The sequence below is a fragment of the Methylobacterium sp. Leaf361 genome (assembly GCF_001424445.1).
GTDB lineage: Bacteria > Pseudomonadota > Alphaproteobacteria > Rhizobiales > Beijerinckiaceae > Methylobacterium.
The window spans coordinates 355,287-380,673 of the sequence record NZ_LMPY01000023.1 but is presented as its reverse complement, the minus strand read 5'-3'; the positions used below and the strand labels follow the sequence as shown (position 1 = coordinate 380,673).

General features: G+C 72.1%; 23 protein-coding genes. 9 read left to right on the top strand and 14 right to left on the bottom strand.

Translation table 11 applies throughout. The features are described from left to right. Positions 1-83: 83 nt before the first annotated feature. The 13 genes from ASG32_RS32670 to ASG32_RS17610 form a co-directional block, all read right to left on the bottom strand. Positions 84-227, bottom strand: coding sequence for a DUF3096 domain-containing protein (locus ASG32_RS32670; protein WP_012319762.1), 144 nt, complete (start codon positions 225-227; stop codon positions 84-86). Between the two features lie 109 nt (positions 228-336). Then, entirely contained in the window at positions 337-1,440 is a 1,104-nt protein-coding gene (pufC, locus tag ASG32_RS17665; protein WP_056528659.1) for a photosynthetic reaction center cytochrome PufC, read from the bottom strand. 10 nt (positions 1,441-1,450) lie between these two features. Then, positions 1,451-2,431, bottom strand: coding sequence for a photosynthetic reaction center subunit M (gene pufM, locus ASG32_RS17660; protein WP_020091995.1), 981 nt, complete (start codon positions 2,429-2,431; stop codon positions 1,451-1,453). An 80-nt stretch (positions 2,432-2,511) separates the two neighbouring features. Further along, a complete protein-coding gene (pufL, locus tag ASG32_RS17655; protein WP_020091994.1) occupies positions 2,512-3,336 on the bottom strand; it encodes a photosynthetic reaction center subunit L in 825 nt (274 codons plus the stop codon). 80 nt (positions 3,337-3,416) lie between these two features. Beyond that, on the bottom strand, positions 3,417-3,608 hold the full coding sequence (gene pufA, locus ASG32_RS17650; protein ID WP_020091993.1) for a light-harvesting antenna LH1, alpha subunit: 192 nt from the start codon (positions 3,606-3,608) through the stop codon (positions 3,417-3,419). Between the two features lie 10 nt (positions 3,609-3,618). Next, positions 3,619-3,855 (bottom strand): light-harvesting antenna LH1, beta subunit, encoded by a 237-nt coding sequence (pufB, locus tag ASG32_RS17645; protein ID WP_012319767.1) that lies wholly within the window; start codon positions 3,853-3,855, stop codon positions 3,619-3,621. A 127-nt stretch (positions 3,856-3,982) separates the two neighbouring features. Beyond that, positions 3,983-4,204, bottom strand: coding sequence for a hypothetical protein (locus ASG32_RS17640; protein WP_199866133.1), 222 nt, complete (start codon positions 4,202-4,204; stop codon positions 3,983-3,985). A gap of 35 nt (positions 4,205-4,239) precedes the next feature. Beyond that, positions 4,240-5,706, bottom strand: a complete 1,467-nt coding sequence (bchZ, locus tag ASG32_RS17635; RefSeq protein WP_056528653.1) for a chlorophyllide a reductase subunit Z — start codon at positions 5,704-5,706, stop codon at positions 4,240-4,242. Then, positions 5,706-7,235 (bottom strand): chlorophyllide a reductase subunit Y, encoded by a 1,530-nt coding sequence (gene bchY, locus ASG32_RS17630; RefSeq protein ID WP_056528646.1) that lies wholly within the window; start codon positions 7,233-7,235, stop codon positions 5,706-5,708. The genes bchZ and bchY overlap by 1 nt, the downstream gene beginning before the upstream one ends. 5 nt (positions 7,236-7,240) lie before the next feature. After that, entirely contained in the window at positions 7,241-8,245 is a 1,005-nt protein-coding gene (locus tag ASG32_RS17625) for a chlorophyllide a reductase iron protein subunit X (protein WP_042669531.1), read from the bottom strand. Then, the gene (bchC, locus tag ASG32_RS17620; RefSeq protein WP_056528642.1) at positions 8,242-9,180 is read right to left on the bottom strand and encodes a chlorophyll synthesis pathway protein BchC; all 939 of its coding nucleotides are present in this window, start codon (positions 9,178-9,180) and stop codon (positions 8,242-8,244) included. Before bchC ends, ASG32_RS17625 begins: the two co-directional genes overlap by 4 nt. Positions 9,181-9,274: 94 nt before the next feature. Continuing rightward, complete coding sequence (locus tag ASG32_RS17615) at positions 9,275-10,402, bottom strand: methyltransferase (RefSeq protein WP_082557926.1); 1,128 nt, start codon at positions 10,400-10,402, stop codon at positions 9,275-9,277. Positions 10,403-10,431: 29 nt separating this feature from the next. Beyond that, the gene (locus ASG32_RS17610; RefSeq protein ID WP_056528639.1) at positions 10,432-11,301 is read right to left on the bottom strand and encodes a polyprenyl synthetase family protein; all 870 of its coding nucleotides are present in this window, start codon (positions 11,299-11,301) and stop codon (positions 10,432-10,434) included. 106 nt (positions 11,302-11,407) lie between these two features. Here ASG32_RS17610 and crtD point away from each other — a divergent pair, with 106 nt between their 5' ends. Further along, positions 11,408-12,943: a 1-hydroxycarotenoid 3,4-desaturase CrtD gene (gene crtD / locus ASG32_RS17605; RefSeq protein WP_056529289.1), complete on the top strand. Its 1,536-nt coding sequence runs from the start codon at positions 11,408-11,410 to the stop codon at positions 12,941-12,943. Continuing rightward, positions 12,940-13,800, top strand: a complete 861-nt coding sequence (locus ASG32_RS17600; protein WP_056528637.1) for a carotenoid 1,2-hydratase — start codon at positions 12,940-12,942, stop codon at positions 13,798-13,800. Before crtD ends, ASG32_RS17600 begins: the two co-directional genes overlap by 4 nt. On the opposite strand, the gene ASG32_RS17595 is transcribed toward ASG32_RS17600, so the two are convergent. Continuing rightward, entirely contained in the window at positions 13,760-15,088 is a 1,329-nt protein-coding gene (locus tag ASG32_RS17595) for a glycosyltransferase family 87 protein (protein WP_056528634.1), read from the bottom strand. The genes ASG32_RS17600 and ASG32_RS17595 overlap by 41 nt on opposite strands. Positions 15,089-15,236: 148 nt before the next feature. Here ASG32_RS17595 and ASG32_RS17590 point away from each other — a divergent pair, with 148 nt between their 5' ends. From ASG32_RS17590 to ASG32_RS17560, 7 genes are read left to right on the top strand one after another with little or no spacing between them, the layout of a single operon-like run. Further along, the gene (locus tag ASG32_RS17590) at positions 15,237-16,487 is read left to right on the top strand and encodes a glycosyltransferase (protein ID WP_056528631.1); all 1,251 of its coding nucleotides are present in this window, start codon (positions 15,237-15,239) and stop codon (positions 16,485-16,487) included. Further along, positions 16,484-17,764 carry a glycosyltransferase family 4 protein gene (locus tag ASG32_RS17585; protein WP_056528629.1) on the top strand — a complete coding sequence of 427 codons (1,281 nt, stop codon included), beginning with the start codon at positions 16,484-16,486 and terminating at the stop codon, positions 17,762-17,764. The genes ASG32_RS17590 and ASG32_RS17585 overlap by 4 nt, the downstream gene beginning before the upstream one ends. Beyond that, the gene (locus tag ASG32_RS17580; RefSeq protein WP_056528626.1) at positions 17,752-19,704 is read left to right on the top strand and encodes a glycosyltransferase; all 1,953 of its coding nucleotides are present in this window, start codon (positions 17,752-17,754) and stop codon (positions 19,702-19,704) included. The genes ASG32_RS17585 and ASG32_RS17580 overlap by 13 nt, the downstream gene beginning before the upstream one ends. Further along, positions 19,701-21,542, top strand: coding sequence for an ABC transporter ATP-binding protein (locus tag ASG32_RS17575; protein WP_026604759.1), 1,842 nt, complete (start codon positions 19,701-19,703; stop codon positions 21,540-21,542). The genes ASG32_RS17580 and ASG32_RS17575 overlap by 4 nt, the downstream gene beginning before the upstream one ends. Continuing rightward, the gene (locus tag ASG32_RS17570) at positions 21,542-22,408 is read left to right on the top strand and encodes a hypothetical protein (protein WP_056528623.1); all 867 of its coding nucleotides are present in this window, start codon (positions 21,542-21,544) and stop codon (positions 22,406-22,408) included. Before ASG32_RS17575 ends, ASG32_RS17570 begins: the two co-directional genes overlap by 1 nt. Continuing rightward, positions 22,405-24,372: an ABC transporter substrate-binding protein gene (locus ASG32_RS17565; RefSeq protein WP_056528621.1), complete on the top strand. Its 1,968-nt coding sequence runs from the start codon at positions 22,405-22,407 to the stop codon at positions 24,370-24,372. The genes ASG32_RS17570 and ASG32_RS17565 overlap by 4 nt, the downstream gene beginning before the upstream one ends. Further along, positions 24,369-25,385, top strand: coding sequence for an ABC transporter permease (locus ASG32_RS17560; RefSeq protein ID WP_056528616.1), 1,017 nt, complete (start codon positions 24,369-24,371; stop codon positions 25,383-25,385). The genes ASG32_RS17565 and ASG32_RS17560 overlap by 4 nt, the downstream gene beginning before the upstream one ends. Positions 25,386-25,387 lie beyond the last annotated feature (2 nt).

The following is a 25,387-nucleotide window of genomic DNA, read 5'->3' as shown; positions in this document are numbered from 1 at the left end:
AACGCGCGATGGCCCTGTGCGTGCGCGACTGACGGCTCGAGCGGTCTGTCAGGTCCGCGCCGTCGCGGCGCGGGCGCGGCCCGTCAATGCAGAATCCCGAGCCCGATCACGCCGACGACGATCAGGTAGATCGCGACGATGTAGTTGAGCAGCCGCGGCATCACCAGGATCAGGATCCCGGCGAGGATCGCGATCAGCGGCTGGAGGTTCGAGATGGTGATGGTCACGGACGCCTCCTGAGGGCCGAGCTTGGCCGCCGGTATCGACGCCTCTACCCCACGGAGGTTCCCTGTAGCTTGGGCGGGGCGGCCGGTGGTCCGGCCGCCCCGGGGCGGATCAGGGCTTTGGCGTCGGGGTCTCGGTCCCGGGGATCGGGTCCTTGGCCTCGCCGGTCGGCAGGCTCACGGCGATCGTCGGGTGCGACAGCTCCGGATAGGGCTCGATCACGTTGGCGCCGTTGAGCGGCTTGTTGGCGCCGTTGTGACAGGTGGCGCAGTTGATCTTCGGCACGTCGCCCAGGATCCCGAGCCGGTTCCGCGGGAATGTCGATTTCAGCGGCTCCATATAATCCTGGTTCAGGTCACGCACCATCCGGATGCCGTACCAGGCATGGACACGGTTGGGCGTGCTGGTGTCCCACTGCGCCACCGACCGGGTGTTGTGGCAGAAGGTGCAGTTGACCCCGAGCGATTGCGACATGCTGATCATGATCGCGAAGGTCTTCTCGGCGTCCTGGATCGGCTTGCCTTTGGTCTCCGGCAGCGCAGTGGTGGCGTTGACCCGGACCGCGTCCTCCGACGTCTCCTTGTGCTGATAGAAGGCCTGATAGACGTCGTAGGGCAGCGAGGTGTTGCCGACTTCTGCGGAGGCGAGGTTCTGGCTGTTGTTGCGCGGGATGAAGCGCCCCGCCCCCTGAACCGGATGATCGAACCAGATATTGGCCGGCACCGGATTGCCGCGGTGACAGGTGTAGCAGGTCACGCCCGCCTGATGGACGTGGTTCTCCTTCCAGGACGAGTTGATGTACTGGGTCATCTGGAGCATCCGCCGGGCGACGCGCTTCTGGTAGAGCTCGTCGGACGCCATGTTCTCGGTGCTGTGGCAGTAGGTGCAGCCCTGCTGCGGGGCCACCCACTCGGTGATCGACACCATCAGCCGGTTGAACTGCTCGGCCGAGAGATCGCCCAGAACCTGGACGTTCTGGTAGACGGCGGAGGCCTTGTCGCCGCCCGCATCGGCCGGATCGGCCGGGGTCGGGGCGACGTTCGCGGCGGCCAGCGCCTCGTTGCCGGCGCGGGTGCGGATCAGGTCCATGCCCGTCCCGCGGAAGCCGGTCTGCTTGTTCGCCATCGGCGGGTGGGTCCAGCCGGCGCCGCCGAACATCGCGATGGTGAGGAAGAGGGCCAGTGCGCCGCCGGCCACCGCCAGAATCGTCTTCATGACGGCCTCCTCACGGCTTCATGCCGGGTGCGAGATGGGCGGGATCCACGATCGGGCCGTAGACCTGCGGGTACGAGGGCGCGACGCCGTGCTTGACCGCCCAGAGGTACCAGTTGTCGACCACGGTCCCGGTGAGCAGGATGCCGATGCCACCGGTCAGCGTCGTCAGCACGGCGAACCACCACGCCCAGCGGTGGACCGACTCCATCGTGGCGTTGAAGCCCATGGTCCAGCGCCAGAACAGGGCGGCGCGCTCGGTGGCAGTGCCGCGGTCGACGATCTGGTCGATCTCGCGCTCCGCGCCGTAGCGCGAACAGGCCAGGATCGTGCCCCCGTGCATCGCGAACAGCAGCGTCGACCCGTAGAGGAACGTGATCGAGAGCATGTGGAACGGGTTGTAGAACAGGTTCCCGTAGCGGAGCGAGAAGGCGGCGGTCCAGTCGAGGTGCGGGAAGATGCCGAACGGCACGGCTTCCGACCACGAACCCATCAGCACCGGCCGGATGAAGCCGAGGACGAGGTAGAGCCAGATCGCCGACGCGAAGGCCCACGGCACGTGCAGGCCGAGGCCGAGCGCCCGCGCCCGCTTGTAGAGATGGACCCACCACAGCAGGATCGAGGCCGTCAGGAAGAAGCCCGCGATGAGCCACCACCCGCCCTCGTTCAGGGGCGGAAGGACCTTCAGGCCGTACTTCGGGAGGGGTGGCTCGAGGGCGAGCCACGGCAATTGCCGGACGAACTGAACCGGATCCCAGTTCACCGAGGCCCACATATTGAGCCCGATGATCTCAAAGGCGATCACCCCGCAGGTGATCGACAGGGCCGCGATGTAGCCGATGTAGATGGGCCCGACCTGGCTGTTGCCGATCAGCCCGAACAGGTAGCTGTTGAACGGCTTGCCGACCCGCTCGTCGACCGCGACCGGAACGCCCTGATCCGGCACGAGCGGGCGCACCTGAACCTGCGTGAAGATGTTCTGGTAATAGGCCATGGCCTGCCCTCCCCCGGAGTGCCGCGCGCTGGGCGGCGGCGACCCGCGTTAGTCCCCTCGTTCCGATCGCGTCCGACCCGTCACCGCCAGACCGGCAGGTTGAGCCACCAGCCCCACCATTGCGGCCAGCCCTGCGTCCAGAATGGCCCGCTGATGACGATGCAGACCGCGCTCCAGAACCCTGCAGAGAGGGCCAGGAACAGGCCGAGGCGGTGGATGCCGAGCGTGCCAATCGAGTAGCCGATCGTGTCGCGGAAGAAGGTGTCCTCGTGCTCGGGCGTCTTGACGGTCTCGCCCTTCTTCGGGTTGGTCGCCGACAGGATCAGGCCGCCGTGCATCGCGAGGGCCAGCGTCGTCGTGAAGAAGAACGTCACGGCCAGCATGTGGGCCGGATTATAGTGGAAGTGGAGATACTGGTATCCGGTGTTGGACACCCAATCGAGATGGCTGAGGATGCCGTACGGGAAGCCGTAGCCCCAGGCGCCCATCAGCAGCGGCCGGATCACCACGAGGGTGAAGTAGGCGAAGATCGCCATCCCGAAGGCCGCCGGGACGTGGTAGCCGATCCCGAGCTTGCGGCAGATCTCGACCTCGCGCAGCGCCCAGGAGACGAACGAGCCGAGCGCGCACATGGTGATGATCTGCCAGAGCCCGCCATCCTTCAGCGGCGCGAGTCTCAGGCCGTAGCTGACATCGGGCGGCGCGATGTTGATCTGCCAGATGTTCCAGGTTGGTCCGATCGCGGCGCCGTAGATGACGAGCGCGGTGCCCAGCACCGTGAAGAACATGCCGACGACGCCGAAGAAACCGACGAAGAACGGCCCGACCCAGAAGTCGAACAGGTCGCCTCCGAGCAAGGTGCCGCCGCGAACCCTGTATTTGCGCTCGAAGCTCAGCATCGCCATGGCGGCTGCTCCTCAGTCAGGCCGGAGAAGAGGAAAATTGGTGGACCGCGGCCCTCGCGCGCCGCGGTCCGGACCGGCGGTCAGGCCGGCATCTGCGGCAGCGCGAGCGTGATGGTGTTCTGGGCCGCCTTGTTGTTTCTCGGGCCGTCCAGCCAGTTGAACCGGTCGGTCGAGAGCAGGATGAAGTGGATCAGCAGCGCCAGGATAAAGAGGAAGGTGAACAGAGCCACCAGCGTGCGCCGCGGATCGAAGAGCAACCAAACCTTGTGCATCCGATCCTCCTCAGCCGATCATCGTGACGAGGGCGTGGGCCGCATCGCGAACGCCCTCGAGAGAGGCGTAGCCCTGCGGTCCGGGGAGCCACGGACGCCACAGCCAGACGAGGATGTGGGCGACCACGGCGATCGCCGTGAATATGAGGAAGCTCGTCAGGAAGATCGCGTGGAACTCCTTGGCTTCCGGTTCCGTCAGCCCGGACAGGCTGCTCGGTCTTTCTGTTGTGACGGGTCCACTCGCCATCGTTCAGACCTCCGTGTGTTGGCCGCGCCTCTGGCGAGGCGCGACGGGTTCAGCCGCGATGCCTTTCGGCTGTCACGGCCCGACTTCCCCCGCGTGACCGGACGGAAGCGTCTCGCTCAGGGGCGTTTCAGCCCATGAAGGCGAAGGGGATCGCCTGAACCGCCATGGCGCGGGCTTCGCCGAAGACCGAGCGGCGCGCCGGCACCAGGCCCGGGCGGGCCGTCTCGCGGCTGGGCCGGAACCGGTTCAGCGCCGCGGCGGCGAGGAAGAACGGGTAGGTCGCCGCCAGGATCAGCCGGAACTGAAACGCTTCCTGGTGCTGGCGGCCGGTCGGGACCATCGTTCGCATCGTCAGGTCTCCTCTGGGTGAAACGGAAAGGCGGCTCATGCGGGCACTCCTCCCGCGAGGGCGGCCCGGGCCCGCGCCACGTGGGCGGGCGCTACGGCGGCGGCCTCGGTGTCCCGGGCAGCCCGCTCGGCGGCGTCGCGCAGGCGCTTGGCCGCGGAGATCCGGGCGAGCACCGGCTGGGCCTCGACGAGGGCGTCGAGTGCTTGCCGGGCGGCCTCGTCCCACGGCAGCTCGGCGTGCCGCCGCGTGGGAGTGGCCTCGACCTTGTCCATGTCGCGGGCGAGCGGCAGGATGTGGAAGAGGGTGTCGAACAGGGCGTTGCAGACCTCCTGGACCAGGTAGGTCGCCCCGGCGTAGCCCATGAACGGCGTGCCGGTGTGCCGCCGGATGATCGCGCCGGGGAACGAGGCCGGCACGTAGGTCGCCCGGGCTCCGGTCTCCGCGAGGTACATCCGCTCGTTGAACGAGCCGAACAGCACCAGCGGCGGCTTGGCCGCGACGGCGGCGCGGACGGCCGCGTTGTCGGGCTTCAGACCGGCCGAGCGCCGGAAGGCGAAGTGGCAGGGCAGGCCCATCTCGTCTTCGAGGAAGTGGCGCACGCCCCGCGCGTAGGTCTCTGTGGCGACGATGCCGAAGCTCGCCGTGCCGAAGAAGTCCTGGGTCACCGAGCGCCAGAGATCCCAGACCGGTTTGATCGTGGTGTGGCGCTCCCGCTCGATGAACGGCTCGGGATCGAGTCCGAGGATGTCGCCGAGCGCGCGCAGGAACTTGGTGGTCGACAGGATGCCGATCGGCGCCTGCAGGTACGGGCGCTCCAGATCCTCGCAGAGCAGCCGCCCGAACTCCCGGTAGAGGCAGATATTGGCGTCGGCGTTGACCAGCTTCGGCACGTCGGCGAGGTGCGCGCCGAGCGGGAAGGTGAGGTTCACCTCGGCGCCGATCCCCTCGACCAACCGCCGGATCTCGGCGAGGTCGGAGGGCATATTGAAGGTGCCGTAGGCCGGGCCGATCAGGTTCACCCGCGGCTTCTCGCCGGGCTTCTTCTCGGGCCGGGCCGGAATGCCCTTCTTGGCGAACTTCTTCGCCCCGTATTCCTGCCAGAGCCAGCGCATCGCACGGTCGGCGGCCTGCCACTGGTCCTCGTCGATGGTGCGCGGCAGGAAGCGCTGGAGTCCCGTGCCCTCCGGCGTCACGCCGCCGCCGATCATCTCGGCGATGGAGCCGGTGACCACCACGCTGGGTTGGCCCGGATCGAGGGTCGCGTGGGCGCGCTTCATGGCGCCCTCGGTGCCGTGCCGGCCGAGTTCCTCCTCGGCGAGCCCGGTGACCACGATCGGCAGCTCGTGCGGCGGCAGCGCGTCGGTGTAGTGCAGCACCGAGGTGACCGGCAGGTTCTCGCAGCCGACGGGGCCGTCGATGACGACCTGCAGGCCCTTGATCGCCGTGAAGACGTAGACCGCGCCCCAGTAGCCGCCGGCCCTGTCGTGATCGAGGATGAGCATCAGGCCATCTCCCCGATCGGCTTCTTGGGGCCCTCGATCTTCGGTCCCTGGCGCTTCTGCGGCACCTCCTGCCAGACGCCCGCGGCGTGGCCGGTGCCGACGCCCTCGAAGAAGTCGCGCATGGCGTCGAACCGCGCCCTGTTGCCGAGGGCGGCGTTGATCACCGTGGCGAGCGACCCGGCGCCGGCCGCGCCCATCAGCGGGCGCGCCGAGATCAGGTTGGTGAAGTAGAGCGCCGGCGTGCCGCGCTCCTTGGCCCGCTGCACCACCGGGGTCGTGCCGATGGCGAGATCGGGCTTCAGCGCTTCGAAGGCGAACAGATCATCCTCGAGGGAGGCCCGGTAGCGGACCTCCGATCCGCGAGACTCGAGCCAGTCGCGATCCGCCTCCGACCAGGGCGTGCGCGGGCAGGCGGTGCCGACATAGGGGACCTCGGCGCCGCTCTCCACGAGGAGGCGCGCCACGAGCAGCTCCGATCCCTCGTAGCCCGAGAGCGTGATCCGCCCCTTGATCGGCATCGCGCCGAGCGCGCCGCGGATGCCGGGCAGGATGCGGTTCTTGGCCGCCTCGACGGTGGCGCGGGGCACGCCGCAGGCCTCGCCGATCCGGTCGAGCCAGTCGGCGGTCCCGTCGACGCCGACGGGAGCGGAGCCGACGATCGGGCGGCCCGCCGCCTCGAACTCGCGGATCGAGGCCGTGTAGAACGGGTGAATCGCCGCCACCGCCGCGCAGTCGAGGGCCGCGTAGAGCTCGCGCCATTCCCGGGTCGGCACGACCGGGCCGGCCGCCAACCCTAGCGGCTCCAGGAGCGATCCGATCACCACCGGATCGGCCGGGAAGACCTCGCCCAGCAGCGCGACGCTCGGGCGCTCGGAACGGCCACCGCGGGGGGCGGCGACGGGCCCCTGCTCGGCCTCCGCGCGGGCGACCTTGAGCATGGCGCCGGCGAGCACGTCCTTGGCTTCCGCGTGGGTCGGGACGCCGAAGCCCGGCACGTCGATGCCGATCACCCGGACGCCGTCGATCGCCTTCGGCAGCAGCCGCAGCGGCACGCCGGAGGCCGTCGGGACGCAGAGGTTGATGACGACGACGGCGTCGTAATCCTCCGGCTTCGCAGTCGCGTGGACCGCCTCGCGGATGTCCTCGAACAGCTTGCCGGTGACGAGCGTCTCGGAGTTGAACGGCACGTAGCCGACGCTGCGCCGCGCCCCGTAGAAATGCGACGTGAAGGTCAGGCCATACACGCAGCAGGCCGAGCCCGACAGGATCGTCGCCGTGCGGCGCATCCGCAGGCCGACCCGCAGCGAGCCGAAGGCCGGGCACATGCTCTGCGGCTGGTCGTGCGGGCCCTGGGGATAATCCTCGCGCAGCTGCGCCAGGGTCTCCGACATGCCGGCGGTTTCCGCGGCCGCCACCATCGCGTCCTTGCCGGCGTGGCAACCCAGGCCGTCGCTCTGCGCCGCGGCGAGGTCGACGGTGGCCGGCGCCTTGCGGGCTCGCAGATCGGCGATGTCGAGGGAGACGGCCATGCGCGTCAGACCTCGTCGTACACGACTTCGAGGGACGGCTTGGACACGTGGGCGACGCCGCACATGTCCTCGTGGGTCGCCGGAACCAGCACGACGTCGCGGCCGGTGGTCTCGCTGGAGAACAGGCCGAGCAGCCCGTCCTGCGAGAGCGGCGTCGGGCGGTGCGGCGCGGCCTCCGCGACGTTCGCGGCGAGTTCCGCGAACAGGGTGCCCCAGCGCCCGTCCGGCTTGCCGATGATCTCGTAATTCGCGCTCTTGCGGCGGATGTCCTCGTCGGCCGGGATCGAGGCCAGGACCGGGATGCCGGCCGCCTCCGCGAAGGCCTGGGCCTCGCCGGTGCCGTCGTCCTTGTTGATCACGAGGCCGCCGACGCCGACATTGCCCCCGAGCTTGCGGAAATACTCCACCGCCGAGCAGACGTTGTTGGCGACGTAGAGCGACTGCAGGTCGTTCGAGCCGACGACGATGACCTTCTGGCACATGTCCCGGGCGATCGGCAGGCCGAAGCCGCCGCAGACCACGTCGCCGAGGAAGTCGAGGAGGACGAAGTCGAAGCCCCACTCGTGGAAGCCCAGCTTCTCCAGAAGCTCGAAGCCGTGGATGATGCCGCGGCCGCCGCAGCCGCGCCCGACCTCGGGACCGCCGAGCTCCATGGCGTAGACGCCGTCGCGCTTGAAGCAGACGTCGCCGATCGCGACCGACTCGCCCGCGAGCTTCTTCCTGGTCGACGTCTCGATGATGGTCGGGCAGGCCTTGCCGCCGAAGAGGAGCGAGGTGGTGTCGCTCTTCGGGTCGCAGCCGATCAGCAGGACCTTCTTGCCCTGCTGGGCCATCATGTAGCTGAGATTGGCGAGGGTGAACGACTTGCCGATGCCGCCCTTGCCGTAGATCGCGATGATCTGCGTTTCTTTCTTCGCCGGTGCGGTGGACACGGCATCGGGCTCGATCGCGGCCTCGGCGCGGAGCTGGGTCGCCTGGGACAGGGCAGCCTTGTTGAGCTGAACGTTCACGCGGCGTCCCTCCAGTCGAGGATCATCTTCAGGCAGCCCGGATCCGCGAACGCGGTGCGGTAGGCGTCCTGGGCCTGTGCCGCCGGGGCACGGTGGGTAATCAGCCCGTCGAGGGAGAGCCGGCCGCTCTCGATCATCCGCGTCACCGCCACCGTGTCCTCGGGCCTGAACTCGGCCGAGATCCGGATCCGGGCCTCGCGCATGAAGGCGGGCGGGAAAGCGAAGCTGAGGGGCGCCTCGTAGAACCCGGCGAGGACGATCTCGCCCCCCGGTGCGAGCCGGGCGATCAGGTCGTCGAGGCCGGCGGCGTTGCCGCTGACATCCGTAATCGTCGCGTAGTCGCGCCGGGGATCGGCGTCGGGCGCGACGACGGTGTATCCGTGCTCGCCGGCTGCGCGCACGGAGTCCGTCTCCCAGACGGTGGGCGCGGCGCCCGCCGCCAGGGTCAGCCGCGCGAGCAGCCGGCCGAGGACGCCGTGCCCGACGATGAGCGGAGCCTCGCCGGGGGCGAGGCGCCCGAGGGCGCGATGGGCGGTCGCCGCGAGGGCCAGGAGGCAGGCCTGCTCGCCGAGGGCCTCGTCCACCGGCACGAGGCGGGCGGCCAGTGCGACCAGATGGGACGCGGCGCCGCCGAACAGGCCGCGAACGGCGCCGAAGCAGCGGGCCCCCGGGACGTAGACGGTCTGGCCGACCCGGACCGAAGCGCCGGCATCCGCCTCCACGACCGTCCCGACGGATTCGTAGCCCGGCACCAGGGGGTAGCCCATGCCCGGGAAGGGCGGCATCCGCCCCGACCAGAGCAGGCGCTCGGTGCCGGTGCTGATCCCGCTCCAGGACACCGCCACGACCGCGTCCGCGTCAGTGGGCGGCGTCAGGGCCAGGCGCTGAACCGAGAGGTGCTCCGGGTTTTCCAGAATGACGGCCAGAGCGTCCATGGCTGGAAGTGTCCACCCTCTGCGTTGCGACTCTCTCTGGTGCGAAGCCGCTATGTGTCATCCTAGATAGACACAGGTCAGCGTCAAGTCACACTTACTTTGCTGGGCCTGTTTTTTGAGCTCTCAGCACCCGCGCGAGCAGGGGGCGACGTGTCGGATGCTCGTGCGTGGCGGTGAAACCTGCGGCCGCGAGCATCGCGCGCAGCTCCTCGGCCCGGCGCGGCCGGCCGGAGCCCATCGCCAGGAGGTAGATGCCGAAATAGGCGTCGCCGACCGGCTCCGCGCCGGGCGTCCCGGCCATCGGCTCCGCGATGAGCAGCGTGCCGCCCGGCGGCAGCGCCGCGTAGGCCGCCCGCAGCAGTGCCTGGGCCGGCGCGTCGTCGTGATCGTGGACGATCCGCACCAGGGTGATCGTGTCGGCGCCCGCGGGCAGCCCGCCGTGGAAGTCGCCTCCGCGGCAGGCGATCCTGTCGCCGAGGCCGGATTGGTCGAGGCGCGCTCGGGCGCGGTCGGCGACGGCCGGCAGGTCGAACAGGGTCAGGCGGGGGCCGGCGTGCCGCGCCGCCACGGCCTGCAGGAAGGCGCCCTCGCCGCCGCCGACATCCATGAGGTGCCGGACGCGCGACAGGTCGCAGGCGTCGAGCACATCCTCGGCGATCAGCGCCTGCGAGGCACCCATCAGGCCGCTGTAGGGAGCCACCGTGCGCGCGTCGCCCGTCGCCCCGGCCGCGTAGGGCCAGTAGCCCGCGAGGCGGGTCGGCTGGGCCTGTCCGCGCAGCAGGGCGACCGGATCCGCGAGATCCGCGTAGAGCAGCGCGTGATGCTCGATCATGGCGGCGATGCCGGGATTGCCGACGAGGGCCGCGCCCAAGTCGGCGAGCCCGAATCGGTCATTCGACAGGGCGCGCAGCAAACCGAGGGACTCAGCGGCGCGCAGCAGGCGTCGTGCCGCGTCGGGCGTGAGGTCGAGCCGCCGCGCCAGCGCGTCGACCGTCTGCGGGCCCTCCGCGAGGATCGCGAACAGGTCCAGGCGGATGCAGGCGGTCAGGACCTGCGCGTAGACGAAGCCGGCACAGAGGTCGAACAGCGCGCGCGTGTTGCGCTGCGCGATGCGGCGCGTCAGCGGAAAACCCGCCGCCCAGCGCTGGAACCGGGGGCTGGCGACGAGGCGGTTGCGCCACGCGAGCCACCTGTCCGCCCACGCGGGCGGAACGGGCGGCACCGCGCCGGTTCCGGGGAGCGATCCGGCGCTCAGACCGCCACCGCGCGCAGGCTCGCGGGCAGGAACAGCCGCGCCTGCGCCTCGATCTCGGCGGTGAGCGCGGCCACGCCCGGACAGGGCGGGATCGCCGCGATCGCCTCGCGGGTCAGCCGGGACAGGCGCTCCATCGCGCCGCCGGTCCCCAGCAGGGCGGCGGCGTTGGGGCGGCCCAGCGTCGCGTCGCGCCCGGCGGGCTTGCCGATCTCCTCCTGCCGGCAGGCGACGTCGCGCAGGTCGTCGGCGACCTGATAGGCCTCGCCGAGGCACTCGCCGAGGCGGCGCCAGGGTTCCGGATCCGCGCCCGCCGCCGCGGCACCGGCCACGGTGGCGGCGGCGAACAGGGCGCCCGTCTTCGCCTGCTGATAGTCGCTGAGGCTGATATGCGCCTCCGATTCCCAGGCCTGCCCGGCCGCGATGCCGGACGGCGACCCCGCGGCGCGGCCGAGGAGTCCGACGAGGCGCCCGAGGCGCGCCGGATGAGGCCCGACGGACCGCGCGAGGGTCTCGAAGGCGAGGACGATCAGGGCGTCGCCGGTCAGGACGGCGATCGGCTCGCCGAAGGCGACGTGGACCGAGGGCTTCTGCCTCCGCATCGGCGCGTCGTCGAAGCACGGCAGGTCGTCGTGGACCAGCGAGGCGCAGTGCAGGAGCTCGATAGCGGCGGCGGCCGCCACGGACCCCGCCGGGTCGTCGTCGCCGCAGGCGCGGGCCACCGAGAGGCACAGGCGCGGCCGGATCCGATGGCCGCCGGGAAACACCGCGTAGCGGAGAGCCTCCGCCAGAAGGGGCGGGGCGCCGGGCGCCTCCGCGTGCGCAACGGCGCGATCCAGCGCCATCTCGATCCGCCGACCGGACTCCATATCGTTGCCTCCCGTGTTGTATGCGGTTGTCAGCAACAGGTGTCATTTCTTATTGACACTTTGCGGAGGGGAGATCAATCCCGTAGTGGGGGAGTTCGGAGCGGCCGTGGCGCAGGAGCGCGTCGTCGTGATCGGTGCCGGGATCGGTGGCCTCGCCGCCGCCCTGCGGCTCGCCCATGCCGGTTTCGAGACGACAATCCTCGAGCGCGCGCCGCAGCCCGGCGGGAAGATGCGCGCCGTCCCGGTCGGGGACCGCGCCGTCGAGGCCGGTCCGACGGTCTTCACGATGCGCTGGGTTCTCGAGGAGCTGTTCGCCGAGTGCGGGGCGGATCTCGGCGACCGGGTCGCCCTGTCACCGGCAAGGCTCCTCGCCCGTCACGCCTGGAGCCGGGGCGAGCGTCTCGACCTCTTCGCCGATATCGACGCGTCCGCGGACGCGATCGCGGCCTTCGCGGGACCGCGCGAGGCGGACGGCTACCGGCGCTTCTGCGCCCGCTCCGCAGAGGTCTACCGCACCCTCGAAGGGCCCTTCATCCGCGAGGGCCGGACGGGTCCCGCCGGCCTCGCGCAGCGGGTCGGGCTCTCGGGCCTCGGCGATCTCTGGCGAATCCAGCCCTTCACGACGCTCTGGTCGGCGCTGGGGGCGTACTTTCGCGACCCGCGACTGCTCCAGCTGTTCGGCCGCTACGCCACCTATTGCGGCGCCTCGCCCTTCACGGCACCGGCGACGCTGATGCTCGTCGCCCACGTGGAGCAGGCCGGCGTCTGGACCGTCGCGGGAGGGCTCAGCGGCCTCGCGCGGGCGGTGGCCGATCTGGCGGCGGAGCGCGGCGTGACCTTCCGGTACGGCGCGGAGGTCGCGCAAATCCTCGCGGACGGCGGCCGCGTCACCGGCGTTCGCCTGAGCGACGGCACGACTGTGGCCGCCGACTACGTCGTCTGCAACGCGGACTGCGCGGCCCTGGGGGCGGGGCTGCTCGGGCCCGATGCGGCCGCCGCCGGCGAGCGGCTCGCGCCCGGCGAGCGCTCGCTCTCCGCGGTCACGCTCTGCGCGGAGGCGGTGCCGGCGGGTTTCCCGCTGGCGCACCACACGGTGTTCTTCTCGCGCGACTACCGGGCCGAGTTCGACGCGCTCCTGCGCGCCCGCCGCCTGCCCGACGACCCGACCGTCTACGTCTGTGCCCAGGACCGGGACGCGGCGGGCGCCGCGCCGCGGGGGCCGGAACGCCTGCTCCTGCTCGTCAACGCTCCGGCGGATGGCCGGGAGCGCCCCCTTCAGCCGCCGGAGATCGAGAGATGCGAGAGGAACCTGATCCGCCGGCTGGAGGCCTGCGGGCTCACCCTGGACTTCACGTCGTCGGCGGTCACGACGACGCCGCGGGACTTCGACGCCCTCTTCCCCGGGACGGGCGGAGCCCTCTACGGTCGGGCGGCGCAGGGCTGGGCGACGACCTTCAAGCGCGCGGGCGCGCGGACGGCGGTGCCGGGCCTCTATCTCGCGGGGGGCTCGATCCATCCCGGCCCGGGCGTGCCGATGGCGGCGCAGTCGGGGCGGCTGGCAGCGGCAGCGATCCTGGACGACCGCGATTCGATGGCGCGGTCGCGCGGGGCGGCTACGCGTGGTGGTACGTCGATGCGGTGAGCGACGACGGCCGCCAGGGTCTCACGATCATCGCGTTCATCGGCAGCGTGTTCTCGCCCTACTACGCCTGGAGCGCCGAGAAGGACCCCTTCGCCCACTGCGCCATGAACGTGGTGCTCTACGGCGACTGCGGCCGCTTCGCCATGACCGAGCGCCGCGCCGCCAGCCTGTCGCGCAGCGCCGACCACATCGCCGTCGGACCCAGCGCCATGCACTGGGACGGCACGGCGCTGACGGTGCGGATCGACGAGCGCGGCGCGCCCCTGCCCCGGAAGATCCGCGGCACCGTGCGTCTCGAGCCGCGCGGGTTCACGGGCGGCCCGTTCCATCTCGACCGGGCCGGGCGCCACCGCTGGTGGCCGATGTCGCCGTCCTCGCGGGTCGAGGTGGATTTCGACGCGCCGGACCTTCGCTGGAGCGGGAGCGGCTACTTCGACACCAACGACGGCGACGAACCGCTGGAGGCCGCCTTCTCGCGGTGGACATGGTGCCGGGCCGACCTGCCGGACGGCGCGGCGATCCTCTACGACGTCCATCACCGCGACGGCGGCGGCCACAACCTGTCGCTCCGGTTCTCCGCGGACGGCAGCCGCCGCGAGATCCGGCCGCCGCCCGGCGCGGCGCTCCCGGCGACGCGCTTCTGGCGGATGCCGCGCGAGACCCGCAGCGACGGCGGCCGCTCGCGGGTGCTCGCGACCTACGAGGACACGCCGTTCTACGCCCGCTCGCTGCTCGCGTCGACCCTGGGCGGCGAGCCGGTCCGGGCCATGCACGAGAGCCTGTCGCTCGACCGGTTCCGCAACCCGATGGTGCGACTCATGCTGCCCTTCCGGATCCCGCGGCCGCTGGCTCCGTGAGGGCCTCGGCGGCGCCCGTCCCGGATCGCCGTCGGCTCGGGGTGACGCTCCGCGGCATGACGCGCGCCGCGATGCAGGCGAAGGTCGCCATGCTCAGCACGAGGCCGAGGGGGAAGCCGGTCAGCGCGGCCGCCTCCCGGACGACCGCGAAGAGCGGCACCGCGCAGAGCAGCGCCCGCTCGCGCGGCCGCAGGCCGTCCGCGCGGTGCGCGGCGAGCGCCAGGAGGAGCACGGCCGGCACGAGGGGCGCCAGGTCGTAGACCGGGAGGTACGGCGACAGCAGCGGCGCGGAGACGAGGAGCGCGGCCGCGCGCAGCGCCGGGTCGGTGGGGCGCAACCACGCGCGGCCGGCGAGGCCGAGCGCCAGTACGGCGACGAGACCCTGCGCCGTCCAGGCGGCGGCCATCGAGCCGCCGAGCAGGCGCACCGCGCCGAACGCGCTGGCGTTGAGGTTGAGGCTCGCCGCCGCGTTCTGCAGGATGATCCGGTTCGTGTCCCCGAGCGTGCCGAGGAAGCCGGTCCAGGGCGCGGTCCCGAACAGCGCCAGCGACGCGAGGCAGAGGGCCAGCACCGTCGACGCGCAGGCGGCCAGGCACGCGCGCCGTCCCGTCACCAGCAGGAGCAGGGGGGCGAGCGCCGCGAAGTGCGGCTTGTAGGCCAGCAGGCCGAAGCAGAGCCCGGCGAGCCACGGTCGGCGATCGACGAGCACCGCGCCGAGGGTGAGCAGTGACGCGGTGAACAGGCCGTTCTGGCCGTAGACGAGGTTGCAGAGCACGAGCGGGTGCGCGAGCGCGACGAGGGCCGCGTCCCGCCGGCCGGCCGCGACCCGCATCGCGAGCGCGAACAGGGCGAGGGAGAGCGCGGTCCACAGCAGGTAGGCCGGCTGCAGATCCAGCAGTGCCATCGCGGCCGCCGGCAGGAGGAACACCGGGGGATAGTGCCACGCGAACCGGCACGCCTGCCCGCAGGCCGCCTTCAGGTTCGCCAGGTGCACCGGCAGATCGTAGGGGTCCGCCCCCCGCCCCTCCAGCGCCGAGCGGCCCGCCACCCAGACCTGGACGAAGTCGTTGCCGAGGGGGTCGCCGTACCAGTTGCGCCGCGGGTCCGGGCCGGTCCCGTAGACGAGGAGGACCATGGCGAGGCCGAGCGGCAGCAGCACCCAGGCCGCCCGCCTGCCGAAGGCGAACAGCCGGTCATCGCTGCTCAGGAGATGCGCGAGATCTGACCGGAGCGCGGCGGCGCGTGCTGTCGGTGAGCCCGGCACGCGGGTCTCGATGGGCGCTGGCATGACGGAGGATTTCCGCGTCCGGATTCCGCGGCAGCCTAGGCGCGCGCGGTTCCGGGCCCGTTAACAGGGGTGTTTGCGGCCCGGCCCGGCTTGTGCAAGAGGGCGGCGGCTGCGATCCTCGCGCCGTGAAACCGGGGCGATCACATCGATGCGACTGGACGAGGCGTCTCCGGCCCCGCGCGTCCTGATCTACAGCCACGATACCTTCGGGCTCGGCCATCTGCGCCGCTCGCGGGCGATCGCCAACGCGATCGTGGCGTGCAACCGCGGCGCCCGGGCGATGATCGTCTCGGGCTCCCCGGTGGTCGACCGCTTCGCCTTCGCCGCGGGCGTCCGGACGGTCAGGCTGCCGCCGGTGACCAAGTTCGCCGACGGCGGCTATGCCAGCCTCGACGGCGCGACCCCACTGGCGCGCACCGTCGCGCAGCGTTCCGCGATCATCGCCCAGGCCTGCGACGCCTTCCGGCCCGGCCTGATCATCGTCGACAAGGAACCGGCCGGCTTCCACGGCGAGTTGCTGCCGGTGCTGGAGAAGGCCGCGGCCCGCGACATCCGCCTAGTCCTGGGCCTGCGCGACGTTCTCGACGACGCCGACCGCCTCGTCCCCGAATGGGAGCGCAAGGGCGCGGCCGAGACGATGGCGCGCTTCTACGACGAGATCTGGGTGTACGGGCTGAGCCGGATCCACGAGCCCCTGGCGGCGCTGCCGATGGAGCCCGAGATGGCCGCCCGCATCGACGGGCGCCTGATCTACACCGGCTATCTCCGCCGCGACCTCCCGGAGCGCCGCGCCGGCCGCGAGGAGCCCCCGATCGCGAACGGCCCCTTCATCCTGGTGACGCCGGGCGGCGGCGGCGACGGGGCGGCCCTGATCGACTGGGTGATCGCCGCCTACGAGGCCGATCCCGCGATCCCCCTCCCCGCGCTCATCGCCTTCGGTCCCTTCCTCGACGCCGGGATCCGCGACGGGTTCGCGGCGCGCATCCGCCGCCTCGGCGACCGGATCGCGGCCATCACCTTCGACAGCGAGATCGAGTTCCTGATGCGCAAGGCCGCCGGCGTCGTCGCCATGGGGGGCTACAACACGTTCTGCGAGATCCTGTCCTTCGACCGCCGGGCGATCCTCGTGCCCCGGACCGAGCCGCGGCGGGAACAGGCGATCCGGGCGCTGGCGGCCGAGCGGCTCGGCCTCGCGCGGGTGCTGATGGAGGCGGAAGGCCGGGCGCCCGGGCGCATGGCGGCGGCGCTCCGCGACCTGCCGGGACAGGACCCGCCGTCGCGGGTTCTGGTGCCGGGTCTCCTCGACGGCCTCGACGCGGTCGCGCGCCGCGTCCGGGCGCTGACCGTCCGCGGCGGCGCGGACGTCGCGGCCCGGCCGTACCTGCAGGCCTATTCGTGAGCGCCAAGCGGGTCGCCGTGGTGCTGAAGGGCTATCCGCGGCTCTCCGAGACCTTCATCGCGCAGGAGTTGCTGGCGCTGGAACGGTGCGGCCTGGCTCTCGAGATCTGGTCCCTCCGGCGCCCGACCGATCGGGCCCGCCATCCGATGCACGCGCAGATCCGCGCGGAGGCCGCCTACCTGCCCGAGTACCTGCGCGACGCGCCGCTGCGGGTGCTCCGAGGCCTCGGCGCCGCGCTCCGGCGGCCGAACCTGCCCGCGCTCCTGGCGCTGTTCGCCCGCGATCTCCGGCGCGACCCGACGGCGTCGCGGCTGCGGCGCCTCGGGCAGGCCGCTGTCCTCGCCCGGGAATTGCCGGCCGAGGTCGCCCATATCCACGTGCACTTCCTGCACACGCCGGCCAGCGTCGCCCGCTACGCCGCGCTCCTGACCGGGCGCCGGTGGAGCTTCTCGGCGCACGCCAAGGACATCTGGACCACGCCCGACTGGGAACTGGCCGAGAAGCTGCGCGACGCCGAATGGGGCGTGACCTGCACCCGTGACGGCCTTGCCCGGCTCGACAGCCTCGCCCCGGGCCGGACGCTGCTCGCCTATCACGGGCTCGATCTCGCCCGGTTCCCCGACGCGCCGCCGCCGCGCGAGCCACGCGACGGAACGGACCCGGACCGCCCCCTCCGGCTCCTCTGTGTCGGCCGGCTCGTCGCCAAGAAGGGGCACGACGACCTCATCGACGCCCTCGCCGCCCTGCCCGCGCACCTGCACTGGCGGCTCGACCTGATCGGCAGCGGCGAGCGGCGCGAAGCCCTGGAGGCCCGGGTCGCTGCCTGCGGCCTGGCGGAGCGGGTCCGCTTCCGCGGCGCCCTGGCGCAGCCCGCGGTGGTCGAGGCCATGCGCGCGGCGGACCTCTTCGTCCTGCCGACGAAGCCCGCCCCCGGCGGCGATCGCGACGGCCTGCCGAACGTGCTGATGGAGGCCGCGAGCCAGGCGCTCCCGATCCTGGCAACCGCCTTCGCCGGCACGCCGGAATTCATCACCGACGGTGTCCACGGCGTCCTGATGCCGCCCGGCGAGCCGGCGGTGCTGGCCGAGGCCCTGTCGCGTCTCGCGGGCGATCCGGGCCTCCGTCAGCGGCTCGGTGCAGAGGCCCTGGCCCGGCTCGTGCAGGACTTTTCCGAGGAAGCGGCGATCGCGCTGATCGCCGGCCGGCTGCGCGCGTCCGCGGGTCTGCCGCAGGGCGCGGTCGCCCGCGAATCGGAGTTGTCCGCGTGCGCGTCCTGATCGCGGTCACGCATCTGCTCGGCGCGGGGCACCTCACCCGCGCGGTCGCCATCGCCCGCGCCTTCGCGGCGGCCGGCCACGAGACGATGCTGGTCTCGGGCGGCGTCCCGGCACCGATGGTCCGACAGGACGGGTTGCGCCGCGTGCAGCTGCCGCCGCTCCGGATCACCGGCACGGACTTCTCGACGCTGCTGGACCCCGACGGACGCCCGGCCGGGCCGGCGCTCCTCGAACGCCGCCGGGCCCTGATGGTTGATACCCTGGCGGCCTTCGAGCCTGACGCGGTGATCACCGAGCTGTTCCCGTTCGGCCGGCGCGCTCTGGCGGCCGAGTTCCTCGCCCTGGTGGACGCGGCCCGCGCCCGGCGGCCGCGCCCGCTCGTCCTCGCCTCCGTGCGCGACGTCCTCGTGGCCTCGACCAAGCCGGAGCGGATCGCCCAGGCGCACGCGCGTGTGGCGGACCTCTACGACGCCGTGCTGGTGCACGGCGACCCGGCTCTGATCCCCCTCGAGGCCTCGTGGCCCCTCGACGCGGCCACCGCCGCGAAGGTGCGTTATACCGGCTACGTGGACGAGGGGACCGTGCCCGCGCCGGCCTCGCGCCGCTCCGGCGTGGTGGTCGCCGCCGGATCCGGACCGGCCGGGCTGGTCCTGCTGCGCGCGGCCGCAGGCGCCGCCCGGCTTCGGCCGGATCTCGGCTGGCGGATCCTGGCCGGCCACGGCGTCCCCGAGGCCGAGCTGTCCGAGATCGGTCACGGTCTCGCGCCCGGCATCCTCGGTCGCGCCCAGCCGGACTATCGCGCGCTCCTGGCCGGCGCCGCCCTGTCGGTCAGCCAGTGCGGCTACAACACGGCCGTCGATCTCCTCGCCACCGGCACACCCGCTGTCCTCGTGCCCTTCGAGGCCGGCGGCGAGACCGAGCAGCGCCTGCGCGCCGAGCGCCTCGCCGCCCGGGGCCTCGCCCGGGTGCTGCCGGAATCGGAGCTGACGCCCGGGACCCTGGTGCAGGCCATCGCGGCGCGGGGCGTCCTCCCCGCGCCCGGCGATCCCGGGATCGATCGGGACGGCGCAGCGCGCACGGTCGCGCTGGTCGAATCCCTCCGCGGGGGCGAGCGATCGCGCCCCGTCCGGGCTAAGCCGGCAGAGCCGGCCCTCGACGCTCTCCGCCGTGCTCTCGACGCCGTCGCGGCGCGGGGCCTGCGCGTGCCGCTGTTCTGGCGCGACGACGACGCGGTCGCGGGCGGTCCGGACCTCGACCGCCTCATCGGTCTCGCCGAGCACCACGGCGTCCCGCTGCTCCTCGCCGCGATCCCGGCCGGCATCGACGCCTCGCTGCCGCGGCGGCTCGAAGCGGCTGCCGGTGTATCCGCCGCCGTCCACGGCCTCGCCCACCACAACCACGCCCCGCCGGGCGAGAAGCGGGCCGAGTTCGGCGCGCACCGCCCGCTCGACACCCTGGTCGCCGACGCCGCTGCCGGCCTCCGGATCGCCCGGCAGCGTCTGCCGGAAGGCTCGCTGCTGCCTGTCTTCGTGCCGCCGTGGAACCGCGTCGCGCCGGAACTCGCCGCCGCCCTGCCGGATCTCGGCTATCGCGGCCTCTCGGCCGTGCCCGGCCCGTCGATCCCGGGTTTGCGCCGGCTCGATGCCACCCTCGATCCGATCGATTGGCGGGGCAGCCGGTCCCTGCGCGATCCGGAAGCCCTGCTGCGCGGCCTCGCCGCCGACATCGCGGGCGCGCCGGAGCGGCCGCTCGGCCTGCTGACGCACCACCGCGTCCACGACGAGGCCGTCTGGGATTTCGTCGGCGCGCTGGTGGCCAACCTCCTGCGGCACCCGGCGATACAGGTCGTGGATGTTCGGGGGCACTTCGGCGCGTCCGCGATGGACAAGGGGCCGGCGGCATCTAAGTCTCAGGTCTCACAGATCGCGAGGACGGGTTGAGCCCGCTATTGTCCATCCGCGACCTCGCGGTCGCGTTCCGCACGGAGAGCGGTCCGTTCGAGGCGCTGCACGGCCTGTCCCTCGACGTTCACCGCGGCCGCACCCTCGCCCTGGTCGGCGAGTCCGGTTCGGGCAAGTCGGTGACCGCCCAGGCGATTCTGCGGATCCTGCCGCCCTCCGCCGCCATCACCCGCGGTCAGATCCTGTTCCGGGACGGCGAGGTCGAGGCCGACATCGCGCGGCTCCCCTCCGAGGGCGAGGCGATGCGGGCGATCCGTGGCCAGCGCATCGCCATGATCTTCCAGGAGCCCATGACCTGCCTGTCACCGCTCCACACGGTGGGCGACCAGATCGGCGAGGCGCTGCGCATCCACACCGGGGCCGACCGCAAGGAGGCCGATGCCCGGACCGAGGGGGCGCTGGCCCGGGTCGGCTTCCCGGACCCGCACCGCGCCCTGCGGACCTACCCGTTCGAGCTGTCCGGCGGCCTGCGCCAGCGCGCCATGATCGCCATGGCGCTGATCCTGAAACCCGCCCTCCTCGTCGCCGACGAGCCGACCACCGCGCTCGACGTCACCACCCAGGCCCAGATCCTCGCCCTGCTGGCCCGGCTCCAGGAGGAGACCGGGATGGCGATCCTGCTGATCACCCACGACCTCGGCGTGGTCGCCAACATCGCCCACGACGTCGCCGTCCTCTACCGCGGACGCCTCGTCGAGGCGGGCCCGCGCGACACGGTGATGCGCGCGCCGGGCCACGCCTATCTCCGCGCGCTCCTCCACGCGGTGCCGCGCTTCGACATGGCGCCCGGCGAGCGGCTGACACCGATCCGCCCGGCCAAGGCCGAGATCCCGCCCGGCCAGGCGCCCGCGCCCCTGGCCGGACCGATCCTCCAGGTGGAGGGGGTGAGCAAGAGCTTCACGCTGCGCGCCGGTCGGCTGTGGCAGAAGCCGCGGATCGTCCACGCCGTGTCCGACGTCTCCTTGAGTTTGGCGGCGGGCCAGACGCTGGGGCTCGTCGGCGAGTCCGGGTCGGGCAAGACCACGGTCTCGAAGATGATCATGCGGGCGCTCCGGCCGGATTCCGGGCGGATCCTGTTCGACGACGGCAGCGGCCCGCGGGACGTCCACGGCCTGAGCGGCGACGCCCTCTTCGCCTATCGCCGCACGGTCCAGTTCGTCTTCCAGGACCCCTACGCGTCCCTTGATCCGCGCATGACCGTCCGGCAGATCCTGTCGGAGCCGATGGAGATCCACGGCGTCCCGGCGGCGGAGCGGCGGGAGCGCTGCCGCGCCCTGATGGCGATGGTCGGCCTGGAGCCCAGCGGTCTCGGCCGGTACCCGCACGCCTTCTCGGGCGGGCAGCGGCAGCGCATCGGGATCGCCCGGGCGCTCGCCCCGAAGCCGCGGCTGCTGGTGCTCGACGAGCCGGTCTCGGCCCTCGACGTCTCGGTCCAGGCGCAGATCCTGAACCTGCTCAAGGATCTCCAGGCCGCCCTGGGCCTCTCCTACCTCATCGTTTCCCACAATCTGGCAGTGATCGACTACATGGCGGACACGATCAGCGTGATGTGCCGGGGCCGCATCGTCGAGGAGGCGCCCCGCGCGGCCCTGTTCCGCCGGCCCGTCCATCCCTACACGCGGGCGCTGCTCGCCGCCGTGCCCGATCCGAGCCTGGACCATCCCCTCGACTTCGCGGCCGTCGCCTCCGACCGCAATGACCCGACCCGCTGGGAGGAGCCGTTCCGCCTGGCCCCCGACGAGGCCGGGGCGATGCGCCCGGTCGAGACCGGACACCGGGTGCGCTTCAGCGCCGCCCACAGCGCGGAGGCCGCGTGATGCAGGCCCGGCCGCCCGTGATGCTGGAGCGCCTGCGCCGCAAGGTGCTGTCGCCGTTCTTCGACCGCCTGGGCTACGACCTCGTCCCGGCCGCCCCCGACTGGACCCACCGGCCGACCTCGCCGCGGGAAGTCGCCACCCTGCTCGAATCGGCCGCCGCCATCCTGGAACGCGATCTCGCCGCCGCCGGCCTCGTCCCCGACGGCGACGTGCTGGAGCAGGTCCGGGCATTCTGGGCGCTGATACCCACCGCCCCCGTCCGGCAGCGGCGCGGCGGCAGCGGCTTCAACGGCGCGCTGCAGCTCTACGTCGCCATGCGGGCGCTGAAGCCCGACTACGTGATCGAATCGGGCGTTTTCCGCGGGCTCACGACCTGGGTGATCCGGCAGGCCCGCCCGCAAGCGCAGATCTTCTGCCACGATCCGGACCTGTCGGGCCTGCAGTACCGCGACCGGCAGGCCCGCTACAGCACGGCGGATTGGTCGACCGCCGACTGGTCCATGCTCGACCCGGCGCGGACGGTGGCGTTCTTCGACGACCACGTCGCCCAGGGCCGGCGGGTCGTGGAGGCGCGGGCGCGCGGTCTGACCCGGCTGCTGTTCGACGACGACGCGGCCGGGCACCGGATCCACGCCCATGGCGGCCCCGCGCACCCGACCATCGCGATGATCACCGGGCCCGAGCGCAGCCCGGAGCCGATCCGGTGGACGCGGAACGGCCGCCATTTCGAGCAGCCGGCCGACGACGCCCTGGTGCGGCAGGCCGCCGGGTTGATCGCCCGGTCCCACGCCTTCGACGACCTGCACAGGGCGACCGGCTACTCGCCCGCCCGGCTCACCTCCGTGACGTTGCGGGGCAGCTCATGAAGGCCTCGGACATCCGGGACGGCACCGCGTCCGCTCTCCCGCTGCGGGGCGGGAACGACAGCACCGTGTCCCGCCGCGCCCTGCTCGCCGGGCTCGGCGCCAGCCTGATCTGGTCGCGCGCGCCGTCGCGGGCCTTCGCCGACACCCCGCCGGCCGACGCGCCCGGCCCGCCGACCACCCCCTACGTGGCCGACCTCGCCGCCCACGGACGCCGGCTCGGCAGCGCGGGCGGCACGATCCGCACCCTGATCGCTAAGGCGCGGGACGTCCGCTACCTGTCGGTCTACGGCTACACCCGCCTCGTCGGCTACGATTCCGACCTCAACCTGCGGCCCGACGTGCTGGAGCGCGTCGACGTCGAGGGCGGCCGCTTCACGTTCACGCTCCGCCAGGGCCACCGCTGGTCGGACGGGCACCCGTTCACCGCGGAGGATTTCCGCTACTACTGGGAGGATGTCGCCAACGAGAAGGCCCTGAGCCCCGACGGACCAGCGGCCTTCTTCCGGGTCGACGGCAAGCTCCCGGAGGTGGAATTCCTCGATCCGGTCACCGTCCGCTACAGCTGGGACCGGCCGAACCCGATGTTCCTGCCGGCCCTGGCGGCGCCGCGCGACCCGCTGATCTACCGGCCGTCGCACTATCTCAAGCCGTACCACGCCCGATACGTCGGCAAGGAGGCGGCCGACGCGAAGGCCAAGGCGCTGAAGCTCCGCAGCTGGGCGGCCCTGCACAATCGCCTCGACGACAATTACGAGCTCAACAACCCGGACTGCCCGACCCTGCAGGGCTGGGTCCCGCGGACCCGCTCGCCGGCCACCCGGTTCCGGTTCGAGCGCAACCGCAGCTACCACCGGGTCGACACGGCCGGCACGCAGCTCCCCTACGTCGATTCCATCGTGATGGACGTGGCCTCGCAGGGCCTCCTGGTCGCCAAGACCAATGCCGGCGAGGCCGACCTGATGTTCCGCGGGCTGATGATGCCCGACATCCCGAGCCTCAAGGAGGGTGAGGCGGCGCATCGCTACCGCACCAACCTGTGGCCCGTGGCCCGCGGCTCGGAGATCGCGCTCTACCCGAACCTGACCACGACGGATCCGGCGTGGCGGCAGCTCAACCGCGACGTGCGTTACCGGCACGCCTTGTCGCTCGCCATCGATCGGCGCACCCTCAACAACACGCTCCTGTTCGGCCTGGGCACCGAGGGCAACGACACGATCGTGCCGGAGAGCGCGCTGTTCGAGCCCGAGATGCGGACCCTCAACGCCGCCTACGACCCGGCCCGGGCCGCCAAGCTGCTGGACGAGATCGGGCTGACGGCCCGCGACGGGTCTGGCACGCGGCTGCTCCCCGGCGGTCGCGCCCTGGAGCTGGTGGTGGAGAGCGACGGCGAGGCCGAGATGGTCCTCGACGCGCTGCTGCTCATCACGGAGTTCTGGCGCGAGGTCGGGATCCGCCTGATCACCAAGCCGCAGGAGCGCACGAACCTGCACCGGCGCTCGATCGCGGGCGTGACCGTCATGGTCGCCGCCCAGGGCCTCGACCTCGCCGTGCCGACCGCGATCATGCCCCCGACCGAGCTGAGCCCGGCCCAGCCGGAGCATTATTCCTGGCCGCTGTGGAGCATGAACGTCGAGAGCCGCGGCAAGAGCGGCGAGCCCTGCGACGTACCGGAGGTCCAGCGCCTCATCGAGCTCGACCGGGAGTGGCGCCACACCGACGATGCCGGCCGGCAGGCTGCGATCTGGCGCGAGATGCTGATGAACCACGCGCACAACACCTGGGTGATCGGCACGGTGGCGGGCGCGCTCCAGCCGGTGGTCGGCGCCGATCGCCTGATCAACCTCCCGAAGCGAGCCCTCTATTCCTGGGAGCCCACCGCGATGATCGGCGTGCAGCGCCTCGACGAGCTGTTCTGGGACAAGGGCACCGAAACCGGCGCCGACAAGCGCGCGGAGGCCCGGTGATCGTCCAGATCCTCCGCCGCGTCGTCACGATGGCGGTGACGCTGCTGGTCATCTCGGCGCTCGTCTTCGTGATCATCAAGCTGCCGCCGGGCGACTACCTGACCAACCGGATCATGGAGCTGCGGGCCACCGGCGACGCGAGCTCCGTGGCGAAGGCGGAGCTGCTCATCAAACAGTACGGGCTCGATCGGCCGGTCTGGCAGCAGTACCTGATGTGGATCGGCGTGCTGCCCGGATCGGTCGGGTTCTCCGGGCTGCTCCAGGGCGACTGGGGCTGGTCGTTCGAGTACGACAAGCCAGTGGCGGACGTCGTCGGCGACGCCCTGTGGCTGACCCTGCTGATCAATCTGACGGCGGTGGTGTTCGTCCACCTCGTGGCGATCCCGGCGGCGATCTACTCCGCGACGCACCGGAACACGCTCGGCGACGCCGTCGTCACCCTGCTGGGCTATGTCGGCCTCGCCGTGCCGGGCTTCCTGCTCGCCCTGATCCTGCTGTTCTACGCCAACCGGTGGTTCGGGCTGTCGATCGGCGGCCTCTACGATTCGGCTCTCACCAACCAGCCCTGGACCTGGGAGAAGGTCCGCTCGCTCCTGGCGCACCTGATCGTGCCGACGCTGGTGATCGGCCTCGGCGGCACCGCGGCCATGATCCGGCGCATGCGCGCCAACCTGCTCGACGAGCTGGCCAAGCCCTACACGGTGACCGCCCGCGCCAAAGGCCTGCCGCCCCTGCAGGCGCTGCTGAAATACCCGTTCCGGATGTCGCTCAACCCGTTCGTCGCGGATATCGGCAACCTGCTCCCGCACCTCGTCTCGGGGTCGGTGCTGGTCTCCCTGGTGCTCAGCCTGCCGACTGTCGGGCCGCTGCTCCTCGAGGCCCTGCGCAGCCAGGACCAGTTCATGGCCGGGTTCATCCTGATGTTCGTCGCGGCCCTCACCCTCGTCGGCATGCTGATCTCGGACCTGATCCTGGTCTGGCTCGATCCGCGCATCCGCATGGGCCTGCGATGACT